19 protein-coding genes are annotated in these 19334 nt (G+C 44.8%); 11 read left to right on the top strand and 8 right to left on the bottom strand.

Features of this window, described 5'->3' with window-relative positions; all coding sequences use genetic code 11:
* Positions 1-3 precede the first annotated feature (3 nt).
* From ST37_RS00665 to ST37_RS00650, 4 genes are all read right to left on the bottom strand, one after another.
* The gene (locus ST37_RS00665) at positions 4-1236 is read right to left on the bottom strand and encodes an FtsX-like permease family protein (protein ID WP_084882544.1); all 1233 of its coding nucleotides are present in this window, start codon (positions 1234-1236) and stop codon (positions 4-6) included.
* Complete coding sequence (locus ST37_RS00660) at positions 1226-2455, bottom strand: ABC transporter permease (protein ID WP_084882541.1); 1230 nt, start codon at positions 2453-2455, stop codon at positions 1226-1228. The genes ST37_RS00665 and ST37_RS00660 overlap by 11 nt, the downstream gene beginning before the upstream one ends.
* Before the next feature lie 19 nt (positions 2456-2474).
* Positions 2475-3164 (bottom strand): outer membrane lipoprotein-sorting protein, encoded by a 690-nt coding sequence (locus ST37_RS00655; RefSeq protein WP_242426171.1) that lies wholly within the window; start codon positions 3162-3164, stop codon positions 2475-2477.
* 92 nt (positions 3165-3256) lie between these two features.
* Positions 3257-3913 (bottom strand): TetR/AcrR family transcriptional regulator, encoded by a 657-nt coding sequence (locus ST37_RS00650; protein WP_084882537.1) that lies wholly within the window; start codon positions 3911-3913, stop codon positions 3257-3259.
* 378 nt (positions 3914-4291) lie between these two features.
* On the opposite strand from ST37_RS00650, the gene ST37_RS00645 reads away from it, so the two are divergent.
* The gene (locus ST37_RS00645) at positions 4292-5179 is read left to right on the top strand and encodes a porin (protein WP_084882535.1); all 888 of its coding nucleotides are present in this window, start codon (positions 4292-4294) and stop codon (positions 5177-5179) included.
* Positions 5180-5234: 55 nt separating this feature from the next.
* On the opposite strand, the gene ST37_RS00640 is transcribed toward ST37_RS00645, so the two are convergent.
* The gene (locus tag ST37_RS00640) at positions 5235-5741 is read right to left on the bottom strand and encodes a DUF3087 domain-containing protein (RefSeq protein ID WP_084882532.1); all 507 of its coding nucleotides are present in this window, start codon (positions 5739-5741) and stop codon (positions 5235-5237) included.
* 306 nt (positions 5742-6047) lie between these two features.
* Here ST37_RS00640 and ST37_RS00635 point away from each other — a divergent pair, with 306 nt between their 5' ends.
* A complete protein-coding gene (locus ST37_RS00635; RefSeq protein ID WP_084882529.1) occupies positions 6048-6671 on the top strand; it encodes a glutaredoxin domain-containing protein in 624 nt (207 codons plus the stop codon).
* 52 nt (positions 6672-6723) lie between these two features.
* Positions 6724-7284 carry a methyl-accepting chemotaxis protein gene (locus ST37_RS00630; protein WP_084882527.1) on the top strand — a complete coding sequence of 187 codons (561 nt, stop codon included), beginning with the start codon at positions 6724-6726 and terminating at the stop codon, positions 7282-7284.
* Positions 7285-7364: 80 nt separating this feature from the next.
* Here the strand turns inward: ST37_RS00630 and ST37_RS00625 are convergent, their stop codons facing one another.
* Complete coding sequence (locus ST37_RS00625; RefSeq protein ID WP_084882524.1) at positions 7365-8231, bottom strand: LysR family transcriptional regulator; 867 nt, start codon at positions 8229-8231, stop codon at positions 7365-7367.
* 165 nt (positions 8232-8396) lie between these two features.
* On the opposite strand from ST37_RS00625, the gene ST37_RS00620 reads away from it, so the two are divergent.
* From ST37_RS00620 to ST37_RS00610, 3 genes are all read left to right on the top strand, one after another.
* Positions 8397-9110, top strand: a complete 714-nt coding sequence (locus tag ST37_RS00620) for an NAD(P)-binding oxidoreductase (RefSeq protein WP_084882522.1) — start codon at positions 8397-8399, stop codon at positions 9108-9110.
* A gap of 451 nt (positions 9111-9561) precedes the next feature.
* Entirely contained in the window at positions 9562-11046 is a 1485-nt protein-coding gene (locus ST37_RS00615) for a hypothetical protein (RefSeq protein WP_084882519.1), read from the top strand.
* Between the two features lie 111 nt (positions 11047-11157).
* Positions 11158-12351: an MFS transporter gene (locus ST37_RS00610; protein ID WP_084882517.1), complete on the top strand. Its 1194-nt coding sequence runs from the start codon at positions 11158-11160 to the stop codon at positions 12349-12351.
* 11 nt (positions 12352-12362) lie between these two features.
* Here ST37_RS00610 and ST37_RS00605 read toward each other — a convergent pair whose 3' ends face one another.
* Positions 12363-13391, bottom strand: a complete 1029-nt coding sequence (locus ST37_RS00605; RefSeq protein ID WP_084882516.1) for an aldo/keto reductase — start codon at positions 13389-13391, stop codon at positions 12363-12365.
* Positions 13392-13816: 425 nt separating this feature from the next.
* Here ST37_RS00605 and yegS point away from each other — a divergent pair, with 425 nt between their 5' ends.
* The 3 genes from yegS to ST37_RS00590 all read left to right on the top strand — a co-directional run bounded on the left by yegS (position 13817) and on the right by ST37_RS00590 (position 16390).
* Positions 13817-14731 (top strand): lipid kinase YegS, encoded by a 915-nt coding sequence (yegS, locus tag ST37_RS00600; protein WP_084882514.1) that lies wholly within the window; start codon positions 13817-13819, stop codon positions 14729-14731.
* 78 nt (positions 14732-14809) lie between these two features.
* Positions 14810-15616, top strand: coding sequence for an AAC(3) family N-acetyltransferase (locus tag ST37_RS00595; RefSeq protein WP_084882511.1), 807 nt, complete (start codon positions 14810-14812; stop codon positions 15614-15616).
* Between the two features lie 129 nt (positions 15617-15745).
* On the top strand, positions 15746-16390 hold the full coding sequence (locus ST37_RS00590; protein WP_084882508.1) for a GyrI-like domain-containing protein: 645 nt from the start codon (positions 15746-15748) through the stop codon (positions 16388-16390).
* A 120-nt stretch (positions 16391-16510) separates the two neighbouring features.
* Here ST37_RS00590 and ST37_RS00585 read toward each other — a convergent pair whose 3' ends face one another.
* Entirely contained in the window at positions 16511-16942 is a 432-nt protein-coding gene (locus ST37_RS00585) for an MAPEG family protein (protein ID WP_084882506.1), read from the bottom strand.
* Positions 16943-17106: 164 nt separating this feature from the next.
* Between ST37_RS00585 and ST37_RS00580 the strand changes: the two genes are divergently transcribed.
* Positions 17107-17670 carry a dihydrofolate reductase family protein gene (locus ST37_RS00580; RefSeq protein ID WP_084882503.1) on the top strand — a complete coding sequence of 188 codons (564 nt, stop codon included), beginning with the start codon at positions 17107-17109 and terminating at the stop codon, positions 17668-17670.
* A 123-nt stretch (positions 17671-17793) separates the two neighbouring features.
* Positions 17794-19188, top strand: coding sequence for a diguanylate cyclase (locus ST37_RS00575; protein ID WP_084882500.1), 1395 nt, complete (start codon positions 17794-17796; stop codon positions 19186-19188).
* The last annotated feature ends 146 nt before the right edge of the window (positions 19189-19334 follow it).

The raw sequence follows: 19334 nt of genomic DNA, 5'->3' as shown, positions 1-19334 counted from the left end.
TGATTAATGTTTCTCAGCCATGGCATCCGCCGGCTTCTGTTTAAGAATTTGTCTCGCCGGATACAATCCTGCAAGCAAACTGACTAGTATTACCGTCGTGAACGTAGTGACGTAGTCGTTCATACCAATTTTTGGGAATACAACAGGGTCCATACCAAAAGCACTCAGCCCATCCGAAAAACTGCTCAAATCGAGCCCATGTTTCAGAAGAAGAGCATTACTGCCAACGCTTAGCACCATTCCAATTAACGCGCCAACGCCGCCCATGAGCCCAGATTCCAACACGATCAATCGGCGGATCTTACTTTTATCCATGCCTACTGCCATGAGAACGCCAAACTCTTGGGTACGCTCAAACACCGACATCAATAAAACATTCACGATGCCAAACGCCATTGCCGCGACGAAGATTAAAAGAAAGACCACATTAAACACCGCCATGCTCTCAATCATGGTTTTAAGCATCGGCTGTATTTCGGTCCAGTCCCGTATTAACACCTCTTTAGAGAAGCTTTTAGCATTGAGAGTTTTCACAAGCTCATCGACAATCATTGACGACGATTGAGCATCTAAGGTGATCATAGCAATTTCATGGTCACTTTCCGCGCCACTCAATGATTGAAGGTCGGCCTTTCTTACATAAACGTTGGCGTCGTCGAAAGTCGTGTTGGGTGTTTTATACAGCCCCCTCACCCGAAACGCAGCGCCTGTGACTTCTCCATGAACATCGGTAAAAGTAAGCACAATCTTTGAGCCAACCCGCAAGCTTAAACGCTCGGCCGTTTTGGTTGAGACCAAAATAGGGTTTCGACCTTGATTGTCTAGCCATTCGCCATCAATAACACTTTGATGTATGGGCGTAATACGCTGCTCTTTTTCAGGAACGATGCCGTTAATTTTAATTCCACGAGCACTTCGCGCCGACGAAATCATACCGTTCACTATGTGTCGTGAAGACCAATGAAGAACGCCATTGTTCTCATTGAGCATGGTTTCTAGATCATCTTGATGTGGCAGCGTATGAGTGACATCGGGATCGTCGGGGTAACTAACGTTATGAATTTGGGCATGACTGGTTTGCCATAAAATGGCGTTCTCAATCATATTTTGTGAAAATCCGGTCATGAAACCCATAGTGCCAGTCACACCCACAAGACCAAATATCATCGCGCCAAGCACAATACCGGTACGAAGCTTATTACGCCATAGGTTTCGCCAAGCTAACTTAATGAGCATGTGCGCCTCCTTTAAGACCCTGTACTACTTTCAGTTTTAGAAGGCGCGTAATGGGATATACCATACAAATAGCCAACAGCCCCAGTACGATCACCACTTGATTGAGGTATAAGCCTGCATCCAGCGCCACTGGCATAATAGGTTCGTACCCCATATCCAGCATCATCTGCGCGGTCTCTCCACCAAGTCGTATTGGATTAAAAAAGAAGTAAACGATGATAGGACTGGCTAGTGCGATTCCTATAGCTGAACCAAGTAGGCCTATCATTGCCGACTCAACACAAATCAGTGTTACTAACTTGCTTCTGAGCATCCCTGTTGCGAGCATGACCGCAAATTCGCGCTGACGCTCTAGCGTCATCATGACCAAAGTGGCAAACAGTCCAAAGCCTACAATCCCATACAACAAATACATCATAAACTGACCACTCACTCGGTCTAACACAATGCTTTGTTCAATCTCGGGCGCAAGCTCTGTCCAATCCCATACCGTTTGTTCTGGTTCATACTCGGCTTTTAGCTGAGTAGAGACCTCCTCTATGCGTTTTAACGAATCTAGCGCAATCACCCATGCACTCACCTGTTCGCCTGTGCTCAACAGCTCTTGTGCCAAAGGCAATGGTAAATAAACCATGGTGTTATTGATTTCGGGTAATGCAAACTCAACGATGCCCTTAATGGGGTACAGACCTGCAGCCGTCTGTCCGCGATAACCTTGACCGTAAAACACGATTTCATCACCCACATCTAAGTCGAAGTATCGAGCAACCCCAGCACCAATTAATACTGAGCGATCGCTTAATTCAATAAACTCTCCATTCACTAAACGGTCTTTGAGCCCCGTATACTCAGGATCAATGTCGGGATGGATACCGCTCATCATCACCCCTTTTGAGCGCTCGCCGGCTGCCGCCAACGAAAAGCTCTCCAATCTCGGAAGCAAGTGTTCTATATGGTCAATGGATTGAGCGCTTTGGATGAAAGAGCTTGTCGAAGGTAATAAATCATCGATACTCAGCGAATCTTTATAGTTGGGATGCTGGATCTGAATCATCCCGGTACTCATCTTCGCTGAATTCTCAATGGTTGATGTGTATTGCCCTTCTTGAAAAGAGCGCATTAACAACGATAAGAACAGCGCCAAAGCAATCGCCGACGCCGTTAATATTGTGCGGCGCTTCTGTCTCCATAAATTTCGCCAAGCCAATTTGATCAGCATAACGTTTCCTTACTAGGGGTTAGTCTCGTAGATTCTTCATTTGTGATTGAGAAAAAAACTCATCGCCAATGTCAAAATCAAATTGTGACGCATGGGTAATCATTTCTGTTTTATTGCCTGGCTTATCTGCTGGGATCATTTCCATTCTTACCGCAATTTGGCGACCGCCTATTTCCTGTACATCGTAGGTATTGAGGGTATTCACCAACTCATCAAACTCGTCATAAGATTCGACTTTGCGTTGCAAGTAAGTCTCTTGGGAGATCCACATACGCACTTTGCTCCACACAACCGGCGCATCGGGTTTTGCGATCGCATCGATAACCCAGCTCATGTCTCCATCAAATTCTTCTTCTTTCACCATTTCATGGGTGTAATCGACAACAATCGATGACTGGTTAATTAGATCGTTATTAGTGAAATCCGACCCCATCCAAGACTGAGCAAGCATAGAAGGCGCAATTTTGATCACCTTTTCTATTGTCGGTATCCAGCTCCACATTTCATTTTGACGTTTCAGTGAGGCGCTGCCTTTGTCTTTTGCTGGCGCAGTGACAAGCACTAGCGAAAGATCGTTTCCCTTGGTCCACGACTTCATGCCCATACTGCGGCTCCAGTCGGGACGCACAATGTTCATGGTTAGCTCGCTATAGCTCGAGTCCCCTCTCATCTGCTTGTCGGATCGCTCTACAATGTCTTTGGCGTCCATTGACGCAAAAACCGAGCTGCTTATGAGTAGTCCACTGGCTAATAGTGCGGCCAACCCGTTACGGTTCAAAATTCGCATCTTATATATTTTCCTTATTCGATCCATTCAATAAATTCGTCAAATTGAACGGTAATGTAATCGGGTGAGTCATTGCCCAACACTCTGGCAATACTTTGTTGTAAGGTACGGGTAAGTTCGACGAACTCAGCGCGTCTGGCATCAACATCGTCCTCACTAAGCAATAGACTGGAAAAATGTTGGCTAAAGCCGGTGATGCCATAGGAAATAAAGTGGGCACATCCGAGTGCTGAGTCGAGTTTAAATACCCCTAGATCTTTTCCTTCTTGTATTAAGCTCGCTAATAAAGGCAAGAACTTACGCTGAATGGTTTTTTCTATCCGATTTTTAAGCAGCACGTTTTCATCTTGTTCCATGGTTTTGTGCAGCTCTAACAGTTGGTCTTTATGCTCTATTTTCCATTTATAGCCGGCTTCGAAAAACGCACTCCAACGGCCTTTAAAATTAAGTGACGAGTCTTGCACTACTTTCTCCATTTGATCCATGGTCTGCTGGGTCAATTGGTCGGTAAATTCATCTAGCAGTGCTTGCTTAGAGGTAAAGTAGTGATAAAACGCTCCTTTAGACGCGCCTACGTATTGGAGGATGTCGTTGACTGATGTGCTCTCAAAGCCTTTGCTTAAAAACAACACTTGAGCAGCATCTAGAAACCGCTGTTTTTTTGCTTCCATTTTTTAGTACACCTTTGTTCCATGCGTGGGCACATAGCGTTTAGTGAGTTGCTTTATATTAACTGTAGAGTAATGGCAAACCGACGGTCGGTTTGAGATAATTATCACACTTCAAGTAAGGTAATAAGCAATCCGGTGAACTATTGATCCCCATCAAAAACCCCGAACAGCGCAACACTTCCTTACATCTGGACACCATATAAAACACTGCCTATCAATGACTTACCTAACTGCTCAAGCTTGTACCGTTTGAAATCAAACCTTCATTTTCGAGCAACACTTCATTCATATAAGCCACTTAGTATCCTTCCCATCAAAGCGAGACACAGCTCTCATTTTTTATCGAGCCTTAGCTCAGCTTCACTCAAGGAAATAATAATGAAAAAAGTACTACTAGCCGTTGCCATTACATCAGCATTCGCATCTGCAGCGACAACCGCAGCTACTGTCTATCAAAACGACGACACCAAATTCAGCATTGGCGGCCGTGCAGAAGTACGTGGTCTGTTCTCTGATGACGTAAAAGGCACAATGGCAGATAAAAGCCGTGCGCGCATTAACTTTGGTGGCGAAACCAAAATCGCTGAAGGGCTAACAGGTTTTGGCTTCATGGAATATGAAATGAAACCCGGTGTTGATTCAGAAAACCGTTACTTGTACGCTGGCCTAGGTACAAACTTTGGTGACGTCTCATACGGTCGACAAGACACGTCGAACGTTATGATCTCTGACATGACTGATATTGCGTCTTACCACTCAGGTATACAAAAGATCATTGGTGCTGCAAAAGACAAGCAAAATAATACTTTCTTGTACCAACACGACATCACCGATATGTTCACGGTTAATGCAAACTATATCGCAGCTGGCGATAAAGACGGTGATAGCTTTGGTATTGCTGGCATGGCCTCACTAGATTTCGGTCTTGACCTAGGTCTAGCTTACTCAAGTCAAGACGACACAAACCAAATTACCCTTGGTGCAGGCTACACTCTAGACAACCTTTATTTAGGTGCTACTTACGCTATTGTTGATCAAGATGACGACAATTTGAACTCTGTAGAGCTTGCCGCTGAATACAAATTGACTAGCGAGTTTCGTCTAATTGGTATTTACGGATATGCTGAGGCAGATGAAAAAGAAAAAGATTTCTTTGCACTAGAAGGCCAATACCGCTTTAACAGCGCTATGCGTACTTTCGCGTCATACCAAATTGACAACGAAGCGAACAATGAGCTAGTGGTTGGGTTACGTTACAACTTCTAGGCACGCCCCAATTAAAAAACCACGCTCGAAAGCGTGGTTTTTTTGATCTTAACATTCAGAATTGTTTTAAAAGCTCTTCTTGATACTTACTAATATCTAAAACCACACCATATTGCTCAACCCATTCATCCAATTGATTCTGCGCTTTATTCAAACTGTCCATGGTGATCGAGTTATCGTCCAGTTGCCACAATTGACGTGATCCCTCGTAACTGTACTGCAGGGCAAGCATCGCTAGTGGATTACCTGCTTTTGCTTCTGCCAGTAATTTTCTATTCTTTCGATAAATCAAGTTAAGTTGATGCTTTAAGTCCCACACATACGCCACTTCTTCCAGCTTAGGATAATTTTTAAGCTTATGAAGAACACTTGCCACCAACAGTGCCGCTACTATCACCCCTAACAAATTCCAATGAAAATGAGATCCAGACTCGGAAGGGAAAAGTACAATCAGCACTTGAGATACCAATAAACTTAGCCCAGCTAACGAGACGATGCACGCAACAATAATTCTATTAAGTCGTGAGCGATACGTGTGTTTATCAATCTTTTTTAACTGCATGAGGATTCCAGACTAAGGGTGGGAACGATTTCGGGCGACAGTCTTACACAATTACACTTTGAAGCACACTTAAGCGTCGTCTACACAGCAAAAAATTTGACCATGAGCCAAATATACTAACTGATCAGCCAAAACTAGAGGTTAATAAAGAAAGCCTTAAGCGCTATCAACAGCAGGTTGAGATATCCTCCTTGACTCTGATTTGCTAGTATTTATATCAGTTTTTGAGCCATTGACGTGATGCATTGAAAGTTTTTTTACGCGCAGCGGTTCTATTAAGGAAAGAGACTTTAAAAGGAATGCAGTATGTCCACTCAAACAACCCCAAACACTCAAGCTAGCCCAATTAAACTCACTTTATACCGCTGGGGCGGTAGTTGGGGCCCATTTAGCGTCAAAATACCTTGTGGTGAATGTACGCTCACCAAGGACATATTAGCCGATACCTTTGCCAACGAACTTGATGGTATTCCAGTAGAACTAGACGTGAAAGATTGGCTATCAAATTGGTGGGAACCTATGCGCTACGGTGCTTGGCATGCGCCTATTTTGGTGTGTGAAGGTAAAGTGATCAGCCAAGGTGAAGCGCTTAATCGCGGTGTACTGGTACAATCGGTCATTGCCGAATGGACCAAACGCGATCAATTACAAGGCAATATCGTTTACGGTAAAGCGACTTGCCCGTTCTGTACCAAAGCAAAAGCAGCACTCGATGAAGCGGGTATTGACTATCAGTATCACGATGTTGTGAAAGACAGTGCCGCGCTGTATAGAATGATCCCTGAAGTGAAAGCACACATTGGTGAAAAGACACCAGTAACGGTTCCTCAAATCTGGATTGATGGGGAGTACATTGGTGGTCATGATAATTTGATTGAGTGGCTGGCTAAGCAGCCGGCATCGCAACCCGATAACGTCGTTAATCTATAGTATATACAGGCCTCGAAAGAGGCCTTTTTTGATTCTAACAAACACCTAAAGTGTGTCGTCAAACATAGACACATTGGCGGCCAAAAGTGACTCTATCTCTAGCGTGCTAGACGTTATCCGTGGCATTTCAGAACAAACCAACCTGCTTGCACTTAACGCTGCAATTGAAGCCGCCCGAGCAGGCGAACAAGGCCGCGGATTTGCAGTCGTCGCCGACGAAGTATGTAACCTTGCTCAAAGAACCAGTGAGTCCACTGACGAGATCCATGCAATGATCACCGAACTTCAAGATGGTGCTAAAGCCGCGGTGTCATCTGTGCACGAAGGTCGTGAACACGCAGAAATGGGTGTAGAGGCGTCGCTTCGTACCAACCAAGTTCTTGAAGAAATTGTCGGCAATGTCCAGCACATTGCGGATCTTAATACTCAAATCGCCACCGCAACCGAAGAGCAGTCTGCGGTGATCAGCGAGATTAATCAGCACGTTGTCAACATTGGTGATAGCAGTGAGCACAGCGCTGAAGCCTCTGCAAGTATTGAAGCATCAAGTGGGTCACTTAAGGTAATGGCGCAAGATTTAGACAGACTTGTTGGTCGATTTAGACTGTCTTAAGCAATACTTTTGACTAAAAAACCAGACTATTAAACTGCCCCCAATAGTTGGACACTAATTATTGGAGGGCTTTTTATGTGTTAGTGCTCAAGGCGTTTGTTCAAACGCGACGCAATAAAATCAAATACTCGCTTAACCTTGCGATTATTTCTAAGCTCGTGTGGTGAAACCAACCAAACAGGCAGCTCCATCAACGGTTGCTCAAACCCAGGTACTTTATGAAAATGTGGCAGTGAATTGGCCACATCTTCTGGCATAAACAGAACACCAAGATCCTTTTCGCACAGTGCTATTTGCATAGGTTGATAGTTGGTCACCAGCCCAAAATGACTCTCATCAAGCTCCCAGCCGTGGTGCGACAACAGCGTAATGATTCTATCAATTTGATTAAACCCCAAGATCTGAACCTGTTTATAGTTGTCAACTAACGCTTCCACATAGCGTTTTGTGCCATACAGCCCGATATGCTCTTCACCCAATTTTTTTGCAATGAAATCGTACTCCGTCGGCCTAAAACTACGTATCGCGATGTCGGCCTCACGACGCTTTAAGTCGCTTACTCCGTTAGTAACAACAACTTCGACTCGTATTCCAGGCTCATGCTGTCTAAGTTCATCCAGTATACTAGGCAAGCGATATACGGCGTCCATTTCGCACACCGACACAACAACCTGTCCCTCTAGACTTTGTGATTGTCCACTGGCTACCATGGTAAACGCCTGAGCCGCTTCATACATCTTTCGTGCTGGCTCTAACAACTCTAACCCGGCTTGGGTTAACTCAATCGTCTGTCCACTTCGCTCAAAAAGAGTGACCGCTAAGTCCGCTTCAAGTGACATGACTTGTCGGCTTAAGGTCGGTTGCGTCATTGATAGCTTGCGAGCCGCTGCCGAAAAACTCCCCTCTTCTGCTGTAACCACAAAAGCACGCGCCTTATTCCAATCCATAATTTTCCCTTTATTTGTCCGCTGGCTCGATCTGTTTTCTATCTTAGCAAGCTTATACGTCACACTGACTATACACAAATGTATAGTCGCATTCGTTTTTAGACAATTTATAAATCATTTAAGTATAGCTAAAGTAATTGTGTATTCAGTTAGGAGGAAACAAACATGAACGTATTAGTATTAGGCGCAACAGGCGCAACAGGACGACTAGCAACACAATTACTGTTGGAAGCGCATCACCACGTAATGGCCATTGTGAGACCAACAAGCGAGCTAGACAGTGAAATCGCCAACCATAACAAGCTTTCTGTAGTTCGAGACAACATTGACTCGATGAGCGACGAGATGCTGTGTCACTATCTATCTAAGTGCGACGCAGTGGTAAGTTGTTTGGGCCACAACCTTTCTTGCAAAGGCCTCTTTGGCCACCCAAGAAACTTGGTCAGTGATACTGTGGCTAAGGTTAAACGATGTGCAGAGTTACTGGAGCGTGAGACACCATTAAAGCTTGTATTAATGAGTTCAAGCGGCGTGGCAAATCGAAGCATCGATGCCCCAATGTCTTTCGCCAGTCGATGCGTCATTGGGACTTTACGAGCACTCTTACCGCCACACGCCGATAATGAACGTGCGACTGCCCAACTACAGCAAGAGCCAACCCAAGCTCTAGAATGGGTTAGTGTTCGCCCCGACGCATTGGTTAATTGCAGCACGATTTCGCCTTTTGAAGTGCACGACAGCCCTCAACGTGACCCTATTTTTAATTCTGGTGACACGAGCAGAATCAACGTCGCTAAATTTATGGTCGATCTTCTGATTTCGCCCTCACTATGGCGTCAGTGGCGCGCGCAAACGCCAGTGATCTATAACCGCTCTTGATCCCGCATCAAACTGAACTTATTAATCAACAAAGCGCTGTTTCACAGCACAACAGCGCTTTGCTACTTGCGTCTGTGATAAGAAATTGCGCCTAAAGGTCACTGAGCTTTTTGGGGTTTTATCCAAGATTCGGCTCTACGGATCGTAAAACGAGGACTAATTGTCAAAAGTTTAAGCTAGCTCTGATATTTTAACTTTCCCAGTGACTAACCCCGCCTTATATGATCCTAATCATTTATAACTTGAATAGACTCTAACATCTATATTTTTACGTTATAAAACGGAAGTTTAAATGTCTTTTATTATCTAAAAACCTGCCTTAAATAACGATTATCACGGCCATTCACTTTATTTACTGAGCATGTATCATTACTAAGACTGCAAACGCTTTGTATCCACTTTGTAACTACCTATTATTAGGTAGAGCAAACAGAAAGCATTAGGAGTTCACATGGCCACCTTAAACCAAAAGTTACTAATTACTCTAGTAGCAACAACATTCATTGCAGGCTGTGGAGGCTCGAGTGACTCGGGGGACGATGCCCCCCAAAACCCAGTATCTACCAGCGCCTACACCGGTGTTTTCGTCGATAGCCCGGTTGGGGGTATGTTCTACCAAACCGAGTCGTACAGCGGCTATACCAATAGCTTGGGGGAATTTAGCTATCTACCCGGTGAGACGGTCCAGTTCTCTATTGGCTCTATAATGCTGCCCGCTGTCCAAGCTGGTGACATTATCACGCCATTAACCCTCGCTCGGACTTCTGATACAGACAACTCCATAGCCATTAATATAGCGAGAGTCCTTCAAACACTGGACAGTGATGGAAACCCAAACAATGGCATCGATATTTCTACTGATATGCATCAGGTACTGGCAGATCAAAACCTTGACATTAACTTCGATGATGACAGTTTTGACACGGCATACAATAGCTTTGTATCAACGCCGGGATTAAACAAGCAGCCCGTTGACGCAGACGTAGCAAAAGCGCATCTAGAGCAAACCCTATCTGACATTGCGCCCGTGGAATTTACTACCGAATGGCTCAGTGGTAAAACCCTTTACCTCGTCATGTTTGGTGAGGGTGACGTTGGTGGTGAAGAGCCAGAAAACGTTTCCGTAGTTGCGCAACTGACTTTTAATAGTGACAGCACCATCTCTTATACGGGGTTAGTCAATGACGATAACGTCGACACCATCGGCTATAGCTTAGAAGACGGTAAGCTTGCCTTCTATGATGATGGTGAAGTGGATTACACCGAAATCGTATGTGGCAGCACCAAGGAGTATCTAAAAACTCATAGCACACACCACGACACCATTAATGGTGCTGAATTGTTTTTTTACAATAAACAAACTGCTCTCGATTACGCCAAACGACTCACCCAAGATATTCCGGTGTGTATGAGTGAAGCCTATAACACGATTCCCACCTTGGACAATACGAACAATTGGGATGAAGTCGAGCCAATGATTATCGACCCTACTGGCGATGCCGGGTTAAGCGCCTATGACGTTACAGCGGTGTACTTGGCACAAAATGAAACCACCTTATTCATCCGATACCATACTGCTGGATCAGAAAGACCGCCTGTCGCAAATCATTATGCTAACCGATGGATTCATTTTCGTTCGCAATCTGGCTATGCGTTAGCGGTTGAAGCGTTTTACTTTAATGGGGCCGAACCGGCTATTTTATACGACGTGTCTAACGACGCGGAATACGATGATTATATGACTTTAGCAGACAATCTTCCGGTTACAGAGTTAAATCAAGTCATCACCATTGAGGTACCAAAATCGCATATTGACACAAGCAAAGTGTATGAAGTTGACTTCTTTACTCATTACTCGAACTTGTCTGATACTTGGGAAGGTGAAGATGAAACTGAAAATGACAGAGGTAGGGTAAACTACGTAAGTTTCTGGTAAATTGACATTCGTATACCCCCCATGCCACCAATTAACCATTGGTGGCATTTTTTTATTACTGCATAGCTTTGGTCGTGTACAATCATGCCTTTCTCCTTGCAGACACCTCTAATGCGCAGATTGACTCCCGTACAATGGATTGCTTTATTGTCAGTCCTACTTATTGCTTTAAATCTACGCGGGCCATTTACCAGCCTTGCGCCAGTGTTAGAACAGATTATGGAGTCGCTTCATTTGTCTGCGTCGATGGCGGGCATTGTAACAGCGCTGCCTTTAGCCGCATTGGCTTTCTTCTCGCCTATCGCCCCTAGAGTTGCCCTTAAAATTGGCCTAGAGCGCGCATTAATATTTGCGCTAATGTGTGTTGCAATTGGCGTAATGGTTCGCTCTATGGGGAGTGTATCGCCGTTGCTCATTGGCACGGTATTACTCGGTGCTGGCATTGCCTTTGGCAACGTGCTCTTACCGGCCGTGGTGAAAGAAGAATTCCCACTGCAAATCTCGGTGATCACGTCGTTTTATATTTTTGCGATGGGCATAGGTTCGACGCTCGCCTCTAGTGCGATGGTGCCGCTGTCTCAACTTGCCCCAGAGCAAATAGATGGCTGGCAGTTTGCGTTACTGTTTAACCTTCTATTTCCCGTTGCGGCGCTTGCGTTTTGGCTGCCTAAAGTATTTAAAAACAAGACGTCGGCTGGGCATACAACGGTAATCAACACCGCCCCACCAGAAGGAATGAGCTCAATACTTCGTTCACCTGTGGCCTGGCAAGTGACATTGGCACTGGGAATAAACTCGTTTACTTTTTATTCTCTTGCCGGTTGGCTACCTAAGATCTTAAACGATTTGGGCTATAGCGAACTGGAAGCCGGCTATACCTATGGATTTTTGCAGTTCTCGACGATGGTTCCCGGGTTGTTGCTGATGCCCATATTAGCTAAAGCAAAAAACCACATACTCCTTATCACATTGTGTGCCGGCGGTGTGGTTGTGAGTTTGGTTGGATTAATTGCTGCGCCTCAATGGGCGGTATTCTGGGTTGCCATGTTTGGGCTGACAAACTGCTCTACATTTATTGTGGCTATCTCGTTTGTCGGGCTTCGTACCAAAGACAGCAAACAAGCCGCGTTACTGTCGGGCATGTCTCAGAGCCTCGGCTATTCGCTGGCGGCGACGGGACCGTCGCTCATTGGCTACTTGTATACTCAAACACAAGGTTGGACTACTCCGCTGCTGACGATTGCCGGTTTTGGAGTAGTGTGTACCGTGTTTGCAGCACTAGCAGCTAGAGACAAACAGGTCTAAGTTCCCGGCCTTTAACTGGAGCTATGTGCGGTTAATATTGCACGGATCGCTTGCTGCTCTGACTCACTAAACTCAAGTTTCTCGGTTGAAGCTACATTTTCTTTGAGTTGCTGTGGAGAACTCGCACCAATTAAAACGGACGTCACTCGCTGATCATTGAGCAACCAAGCTAACGCCATTTGTGCAAGCGATTGACCGCGCTGATGCGCAATCTCTGCTAGCGCGACAATGGTTTCTTGGTTGTCTAACACCAAACTCTCACTTAAATACGAATGTTGATTACTCGCGCGAGAGTTTTCCGGAATCCCTTTTAGATAGCGATCCGTCAACATTCCTTGCTCTAAAGGTGAGAAGGCAATCAACCCTAAGTCGTGCTCTCCAACGCAACCTAACAAGCCCTCTTCTATATGGCGATCTAACATAGAATAACGAGATTGATGGATAATAAAGGGCGTACCTAGCTCTTTAAATAACGCGTGAGCTTTGGCGGTTTGTTCTTCACTGTATCGAGAGACCCCAACATACAAGGCTTTTCCTTGTTTTACCAACGAGTCTAATGCGTAGACGGTCTCTTCAATAGGCGTATCGGGATCGGGTCTGTGGTGATAAAACAGATCCACATAGTCCAAATCCATTCTTTTCAATGATTGGTTGAGACTTGCAGTAAGAGATTTCCTAGAGCCATTATTACCATAAGGGCCTGGCCACATGTCGTACCCTGCTTTGGTCGATATAAAGAGTTCATCTCTGTAAGCAGCGAAATCCATATTTTTAATTCGACCAAACACCTCCTCGGCAGAACCATAAGGAGGTCCATAATTATTCGCTAGATCCCAGTGGGTGATCCCTAGATCTAGTGCTGTTCGCAAAATTTGGCGCGCATTAGCAAAATTATCGTATTGGCCGAAGTTGTGCCACAAACCTAAAGAAAAACAAGGCAGCATAATGCCACTGTTTCCACAGCGGCGATAAGGCATCGAGTGGTATCGTTCTTTGTTAGGTACATAGACCGGTATTGGTGCGTGATCGTTGATATCCATGGTGTAACTCATTGAAATGTTAATGTATCACTATAGCGTCACTCACCCGTTCCGTCTGGGGTGGAGATCGAAAAAGACAGTTTTGGAACCGCAGAAAATGTTACTAATTCTCATCTATCGTGATCCTTGATTTCCAGAGTCTTGTGTCGCTAGTAACTTCGCTTTTATGACCTTTACTGCTAGCTACGTCGAGTTCGTCTAAACCAACCCCTAAAGCTTAAATTACACAAATAGCGGGATCGTCTTTGCGAAAGAAATCGCTGTCAAACCAGCATGGTTTAAGTGAGTAAGCCTTCTATTACCTGCAAAGAACGACCGATTTTTGCTAGTTTCCCCATAGTTGTTACACCTAATTGCTGTTGTTACTTCTCTAAGCCTGTTGTTTATTGTTACAGTAGCTTAGTTATCAAATTAGGATCTATTCCATGCTCACTCGCTTACTGTTAAATGGAAAGAAAGCTGGCCAGCAAGATATTCGCGACGCGGTCTATCAACTTCGTGAAGAAGGACATGATCTCGAAGTGCGAACCACCTGGGAAGGCGGAGATATTGAGCGCCTTGTTCTGGAAGCAGAACAACAAGGAATAGATCGCATTATTGCGGGCGGCGGCGATGGCACCGTCAACGAAGTCGTCGATGCTCTACTCAAACATTCCCTAACTCATATTCAAGTAGCCATATTACCATTGGGGACAGCCAACGATTTCGCGACAGCTTGTGACATCCCAACAGCCTCTCCTTACCAGTCTTTGTTACTTGCACTGAAAGGCAATGCCTATCGTGTTGACGCGGCACGAGCTAACGAGCGCCACTTCATAAATATTGCAACTGCCGGGTTTGGAGCGCAAATTACCGCAAACACCCCAGTGACACTAAAAAACCTACTAGGCGGTGGCGCTTATGCCCTGTCGGGAATGGTTCAGGCATTAAACTTTCGACCTTTCCATGGCACGGTGTTGATTGATGGAAAGCAACATAAAGCGAATATCGTTGTTGGGGCACTGTGTAATGGTCGACTGGCAGGTGGTGGACAACCTCTTGCCCCTGAGGCGTTTCTCGATGATGGGTATTTAGACGCATTTTCACTGCAAGGCTATACCTTGGCTGACATTTCAAAAGTGGTCGAAGAAATTCATAACCCCAACTTTGAAGGCGTTGGTTTCGTCAACAGAAATAAGGTGACGCGCTTGCAATGGGACTCGCAACAAGAAATGCCAATTAACCTCGACGGCGAGCCAATGGCTTCTCTTAAAGTCGTCATGGAAGTCTTACCCAAGGCTATCAAGCTCGTTTTGCCAGAGAACACAACGATCCTTAAGCACCGTGAGTTAGCCGACTAGATTTCCACTTGAAAACACAACATTGGCTTTAGAGAAGAGTATCAGATATTAACCATCCTCAATCATGGATACGATTAAATGCTAACTTTAAACGAGCTAAAACAACATATTTTGCAGGCCGGTCTAGACAACAGCATCCTTTGCCTGCATTCCTCTTTCCGGTCTTTTGGACCGGTAGTCGGCGGTGCTCAAACAGTGATAGACGCATTGGTTCAAAGCGGTTGCACTTTGGTTTGCCCCGCTTTTTTCTATCAGTCTCAAACCTACCCTTCAAGAGTTAACTACGCCAATAATGGCATCGACTACTCAAAAATCGGCAGAATGTTGTCGGTTAATTACACAGGTAGCAGCGAGCAAATTGAACCGTCAATGGGTGCCATCGCCAGGCTGTTGTTGAAGCAGCCGAATACCTCTCGGACTCAGCACCCAGCCAACGCGTTTTCGGTATGTGGCCCCTTACACCAATCTCTTTTAGCCAATCAGTCGATGCTTAAAGCATACTCCGTTTACAAAAATATTCATCACTCTTCACAGCCTGCCTATGTCGTACTTGCAGGTGTAGACTTTACCTCTTGCACCCCAATTCACTATGCCGAAGAAATTGCGGGAAGGCAGTTGTTCCGACGCTGGTCCGTCTACAACGGGCAAGTTGTTGAGACTGAGGAAGGCTCTTGCTCTAACGGTTTTGAGCAGCTTCGGCCGCTCGTTAAGCACTTAGAAAAAGTGGTGACGCTAGGGCAAAGTGAAACCAAAATCTACCCATTTAAGCCATTCATTGACACACTGTCGGAGTCAATTAGAGCTCACCCTCAATCGACCCATTGCGGTGATGATGAGTGTGTGAGGTGCCATGATATGACACTTGGTGGCAGATCAAGCGAGTAGACAAAAGAATGCGGCGATTGGCAATAGCGTGCTAAAAATTGGCGATTGAACACTGGCAACCAACAGCTGCAGAGAAACGCTGAAATGTCACCCAACCGCTATTAAAAATCGACCATATAAGGGAAAATTATGACCACAAAACATGAATGGCGCAAACACGAAAAATCGCTGTACTTGCCTAAACCCAAGCCACAACTCATTGATGTGCCTGCGTTCAATTTTATTACTGTCAACGGTGCTGGAAACCCAAACAGTGAAGAATTTACCGATCGAGTGACCGTTTTATATTCCCTGGCGTACGGGTTAAAGATGCACCTCAAGAAGTTGGCGTCAAAGCCCGAAGGGTATGTTGATTTTACCGTTTACCCATTGGAGGGAATTTGGGACATTAGTGACGAAGCTAAAAAGGCTTTTACTGGAGTAATCAATAAAAACGACTTAGTTTATTCGTTGATGATTCGCCAGCCGGACTTTGTAACTGAAGCACTATTTTTAGACGTGAAAAAAGAGGTTGAACTAAAAAAACCATCCCCCCTTCTGCCCTGCGTAACCTTTAACACTCACACTGAAGGTTCGTGCATTCAAATGCTCCATTTAGGCCCATTTGACGATGAGCCTCAAAGCTTTTCTCAAATGGAAAAGTTTGCAGACGAGCACCAGTTATTGCGCGTTTCTAAAGTACATCGAGAGATATATTTATCCGACGCAAGACGCGTTAGTCCCGACAAATACAAAACGGTATTGCGCTTTAACGTTAAGCCAAAAGTTCAATAAGCCCATATTACTAGCTTATAATAAATTGCCAGTTATTTTGCAAAAAGGTATCACAAAATTATTTACTCGACACAAAAGCCAGCGCTATTGGCTGGCTTTACAATGAATGAGGATTCTAGGTTATACGAGGGCAAACGCTACCAGTAGGATCAAAACTAAATTGGCTATATAGCCGACCATGTAAAAGTAACTGCGAGGACTCGGATTTGTTTCTGTTGCGATCTTGTAGTACAGCACCATATGCGCCAACCTAGCAAGTGCATATACCCATACGACTGCGGCCAGCCAAAAGGCGTCAACTCCCGCGAACAATCCAATAAATACTGGCACTGCAAACGGCACTATATTTTCGAGCGAGTTTTGGTGCGTACGATGACTGCGAAATACAAATGAATCGTGCCCTAAATTCTCGTCCACTACCCCTGGGATCATGTGCTCTTGCTTACGGTGCGCTCGAATGGCAATGAAGCTTTGTACGTAAATGGTCGCTACGATAAAAAGTAACCCTAACAGCGCTGCGTGATAATCAGAAAATTGAACGTCAACTAACATTTTGCTCTCTCCATAAATCAAAAAGTCGATAATTAAGTTGTGCACAATATATATCAATCCCAGTAGCGTCGCAATACCTATACTTTTCTATGCATGTCCAACACATCCTATAGTTCTGACATATAATCTATTGAGTATTCACCGATTTTCAAAAAGGTCTTCGCATGAAATGTTCCGTCTATATTGCTGCCAGTGTCGATGGCTACATTGCGAAACACAACGGTGACGTAAGTTGGTTAGACAGCGTGGGGAATAGACAAGCCGATATGGGGGATCATGCTGACATGGGATGGCATGCTTACTTTAGCTCTGTCGATTGCTTGGTCATGGGCCGAAAGTGCATGCAGGTGATAGCCGATATGAACCTGTCTCTGGATCAGTGGCCTTATGGTGATACACGAATCGTGGTATTAAGTAATACGCTTAAACAACTCCCTAAGACACTTCATGGCAATGTAGAGTTGTACTCTGGCGATATTTACTCGTTAATAGAACTACTTGAGCAAGACGGACATAAACATGTCTATGTTGATGGTGGCCAAACTATCCAGTCATTTTTGGAGCTCAAACTTATCCACCAAATCACCATTACCCGTGCGCCGATTTTACTTGGTGGCGGGATCCCCCTATTTGCTAAGATGCCGCTGCCCATTCTACTAAAACAGGCAAAATCGATCGCATATGCCAACGATTTTGTGCAAGAACACTACGCAGTTTCTTACCTTTAAAACGCTGTATGGAATTGTTTTATAGCAAGAAAAAATAGCCTTGTGGCGCACACACTTGTAATTCAAATCATTTTAGGGTGTTATGTACGCTTAAGCATATAAACTTTGCACTTGGTGGCCTTGGTGATCGAAACATTAGACAGTTCTTATCAATCTTCACAAATGATTGAGCACTTGTTTGCCAATGTGGATGTGGCTTTTGTGGTGCTAAATCTTAACCGTGAAGTGATGTTGATGAATCGTCATGCTGAACGGTTAACCGGTTACACCCAAGAAGATATGGTTGGCAAAAGCGCTCGAGTGTTTTATGAGCACGAAAAAGACTTCACCGAACAAGGCCAAAAACGTTATAACCCAGATACTGAGTACACAAAAGAACACTACGTCACACCTTACATAACTAAACAGGGTCGTCGTTTTTGGGGAGATACCCAAGGAGGCCCCGTTAAAGGAGCCGACGGCAAACCAATTTATTTTGTCGCTATCGTAACGGACGTAACAGAGCGCTATCAGTCCACACTCACATTAAATCACCTACATGCTGTCACTTCCGACCGAAACCTCAACTTTTCAGAGCGAGTGAGTCGCCTACTTACATTAGGATGCGAACACTTCGAACTGCCGATAGGGATATTAAGTCGTATAGATGGCGAAGTGTACACGGTCGAATACGCTAAACACCCAGAGAAGACCCTAATCGGTGGAGAAGTATTCGAATTATCAAACACTTATTGTTTTCACGTATTCCAAGCCGACGACGTACAACAATTTCATCATGTCGCCAACAGCCGCATTTCTACTCATCCCTGCTATACCGCGTTTGGTTTAGAAGCCTACATCGGATCACCGATATTTGTGGATGGGGTTCGTTACGGAACACTCAATTTTTCTAGTCCCAACCCTAGACGCGCGTTTACTGCCCAAGACCGAGAGATCATTCGCCTACTCGCACAATGGGTAGGACACGAAATAGCAAGAATGAGAGATATTGATGAGTTGCAACGAGCTAGGGAAGAACTCGAACGCGTTGCCAACACAGACAGCCTAACAATGCTGCCAAATCGTCGCTATTTGAATGGTGAAATTGAACGGCATATGGCTCATTTTGAACGATTTAATGAACCCGTCACTATCGCAATGGTTGATTTTGATAAGTTTAAATTGCTGAACGATCACTATGGACACGCCGCGGGTGACCAAGCATTAGTCGACTTTGCAACTATCACTCGCAATGAACTGCGTAAATACGATCTCTGTGGGCGTTGGGGGGGAGAAGAGTTTATTATTGTGTTCCCCAACACAAACATTTCTGACGCTTCCTTGGTGATTGAGAGGCTTCGTCAACAAGTTATGAGCTCTCCGGTAACCTTAGACAATGACCAGATATTCTTCACCATTAGCATCGGATTGAGTGAATCACGAATAGGTGAAGAAACTGAAGAGCTGATACAACGCGCTGACGATGCTCTATACCGAGCAAAAGAAAAGGGTCGCAACTGTTTTGTCATCAGCAAATAGCCCTAGCTGAGCTTTGTTTAACGGTTTGTTTCTTAAGCCGTCCACTATTGTGACAGCGCTGTTTTAAAGTATAAGTAATGAGTGTTCGTTTTCGTGACCCCCGTTATAAAACCTAATTCCACTATGTTAACTCGGTAATAAATTAC

Source organism: Vibrio sp. qd031 (genome assembly GCF_002100145.1).
Classification (GTDB): Bacteria; Pseudomonadota; Gammaproteobacteria; order Enterobacterales; family Vibrionaceae; genus Vibrio.
Note: the sequence above shows the minus strand (reverse complement) of the source record. Positions and strands in the feature narration are given on the sequence as shown.

Bases quoted from the DNA above. Each gene is read 5' to 3' on its own strand.
- ST37_RS00665 (WP_084882544.1), bottom strand. From the start codon at position 1,236: ATGCTCATTAAGTTAGCTTGGCGAAACCTATGGCGTAATAAGCTTCGT.
- ST37_RS00660 (WP_084882541.1), bottom strand. From the start codon at position 2,455: ATGCTGATCAAATTGGCTTGGCGAAATTTATGGAGACAGAAGCGCCGC.
- ST37_RS00655 (WP_242426171.1), bottom strand. From the start codon at position 3,164: ATGGACGCCAAAGACATTGTAGAGCGATCCGACAAGCAGATGAGAGGG.
- ST37_RS00650 (WP_084882537.1), bottom strand. From the start codon at position 3,913: ATGGAAGCAAAAAAACAGCGGTTTCTAGATGCTGCTCAAGTGTTGTTT.
- ST37_RS00645 (WP_084882535.1), top strand. From the start codon at position 4,292: ATGAAAAAAGTACTACTAGCCGTTGCCATTACATCAGCATTCGCATCT.
- ST37_RS00640 (WP_084882532.1), bottom strand. From the start codon at position 5,741: ATGCAGTTAAAAAAGATTGATAAACACACGTATCGCTCACGACTTAAT.
- ST37_RS00635 (WP_084882529.1), top strand. From the start codon at position 6,048: ATGTCCACTCAAACAACCCCAAACACTCAAGCTAGCCCAATTAAACTC.
- ST37_RS00625 (WP_084882524.1), bottom strand. From the start codon at position 8,231: ATGGATTGGAATAAGGCGCGTGCTTTTGTGGTTACAGCAGAAGAGGGG.
- ST37_RS00620 (WP_084882522.1), top strand. From the start codon at position 8,397: ATGAACGTATTAGTATTAGGCGCAACAGGCGCAACAGGACGACTAGCA.
- ST37_RS00615 (WP_084882519.1), top strand. From the start codon at position 9,562: ATGGCCACCTTAAACCAAAAGTTACTAATTACTCTAGTAGCAACAACA.
- ST37_RS00610 (WP_084882517.1), top strand. From the start codon at position 11,158: ATGCGCAGATTGACTCCCGTACAATGGATTGCTTTATTGTCAGTCCTA.
- ST37_RS00605 (WP_084882516.1), bottom strand. From the start codon at position 13,391: ATGGATATCAACGATCACGCACCAATACCGGTCTATGTACCTAACAAA.
- yegS (WP_084882514.1), top strand. From the start codon at position 13,817: ATGCTCACTCGCTTACTGTTAAATGGAAAGAAAGCTGGCCAGCAAGAT.
- ST37_RS00595 (WP_084882511.1), top strand. From the start codon at position 14,810: ATGCTAACTTTAAACGAGCTAAAACAACATATTTTGCAGGCCGGTCTA.
- ST37_RS00590 (WP_084882508.1), top strand. From the start codon at position 15,746: ATGACCACAAAACATGAATGGCGCAAACACGAAAAATCGCTGTACTTG.
- ST37_RS00585 (WP_084882506.1), bottom strand. From the start codon at position 16,942: ATGTTAGTTGACGTTCAATTTTCTGATTATCACGCAGCGCTGTTAGGG.
- ST37_RS00580 (WP_084882503.1), top strand. From the start codon at position 17,107: ATGAAATGTTCCGTCTATATTGCTGCCAGTGTCGATGGCTACATTGCG.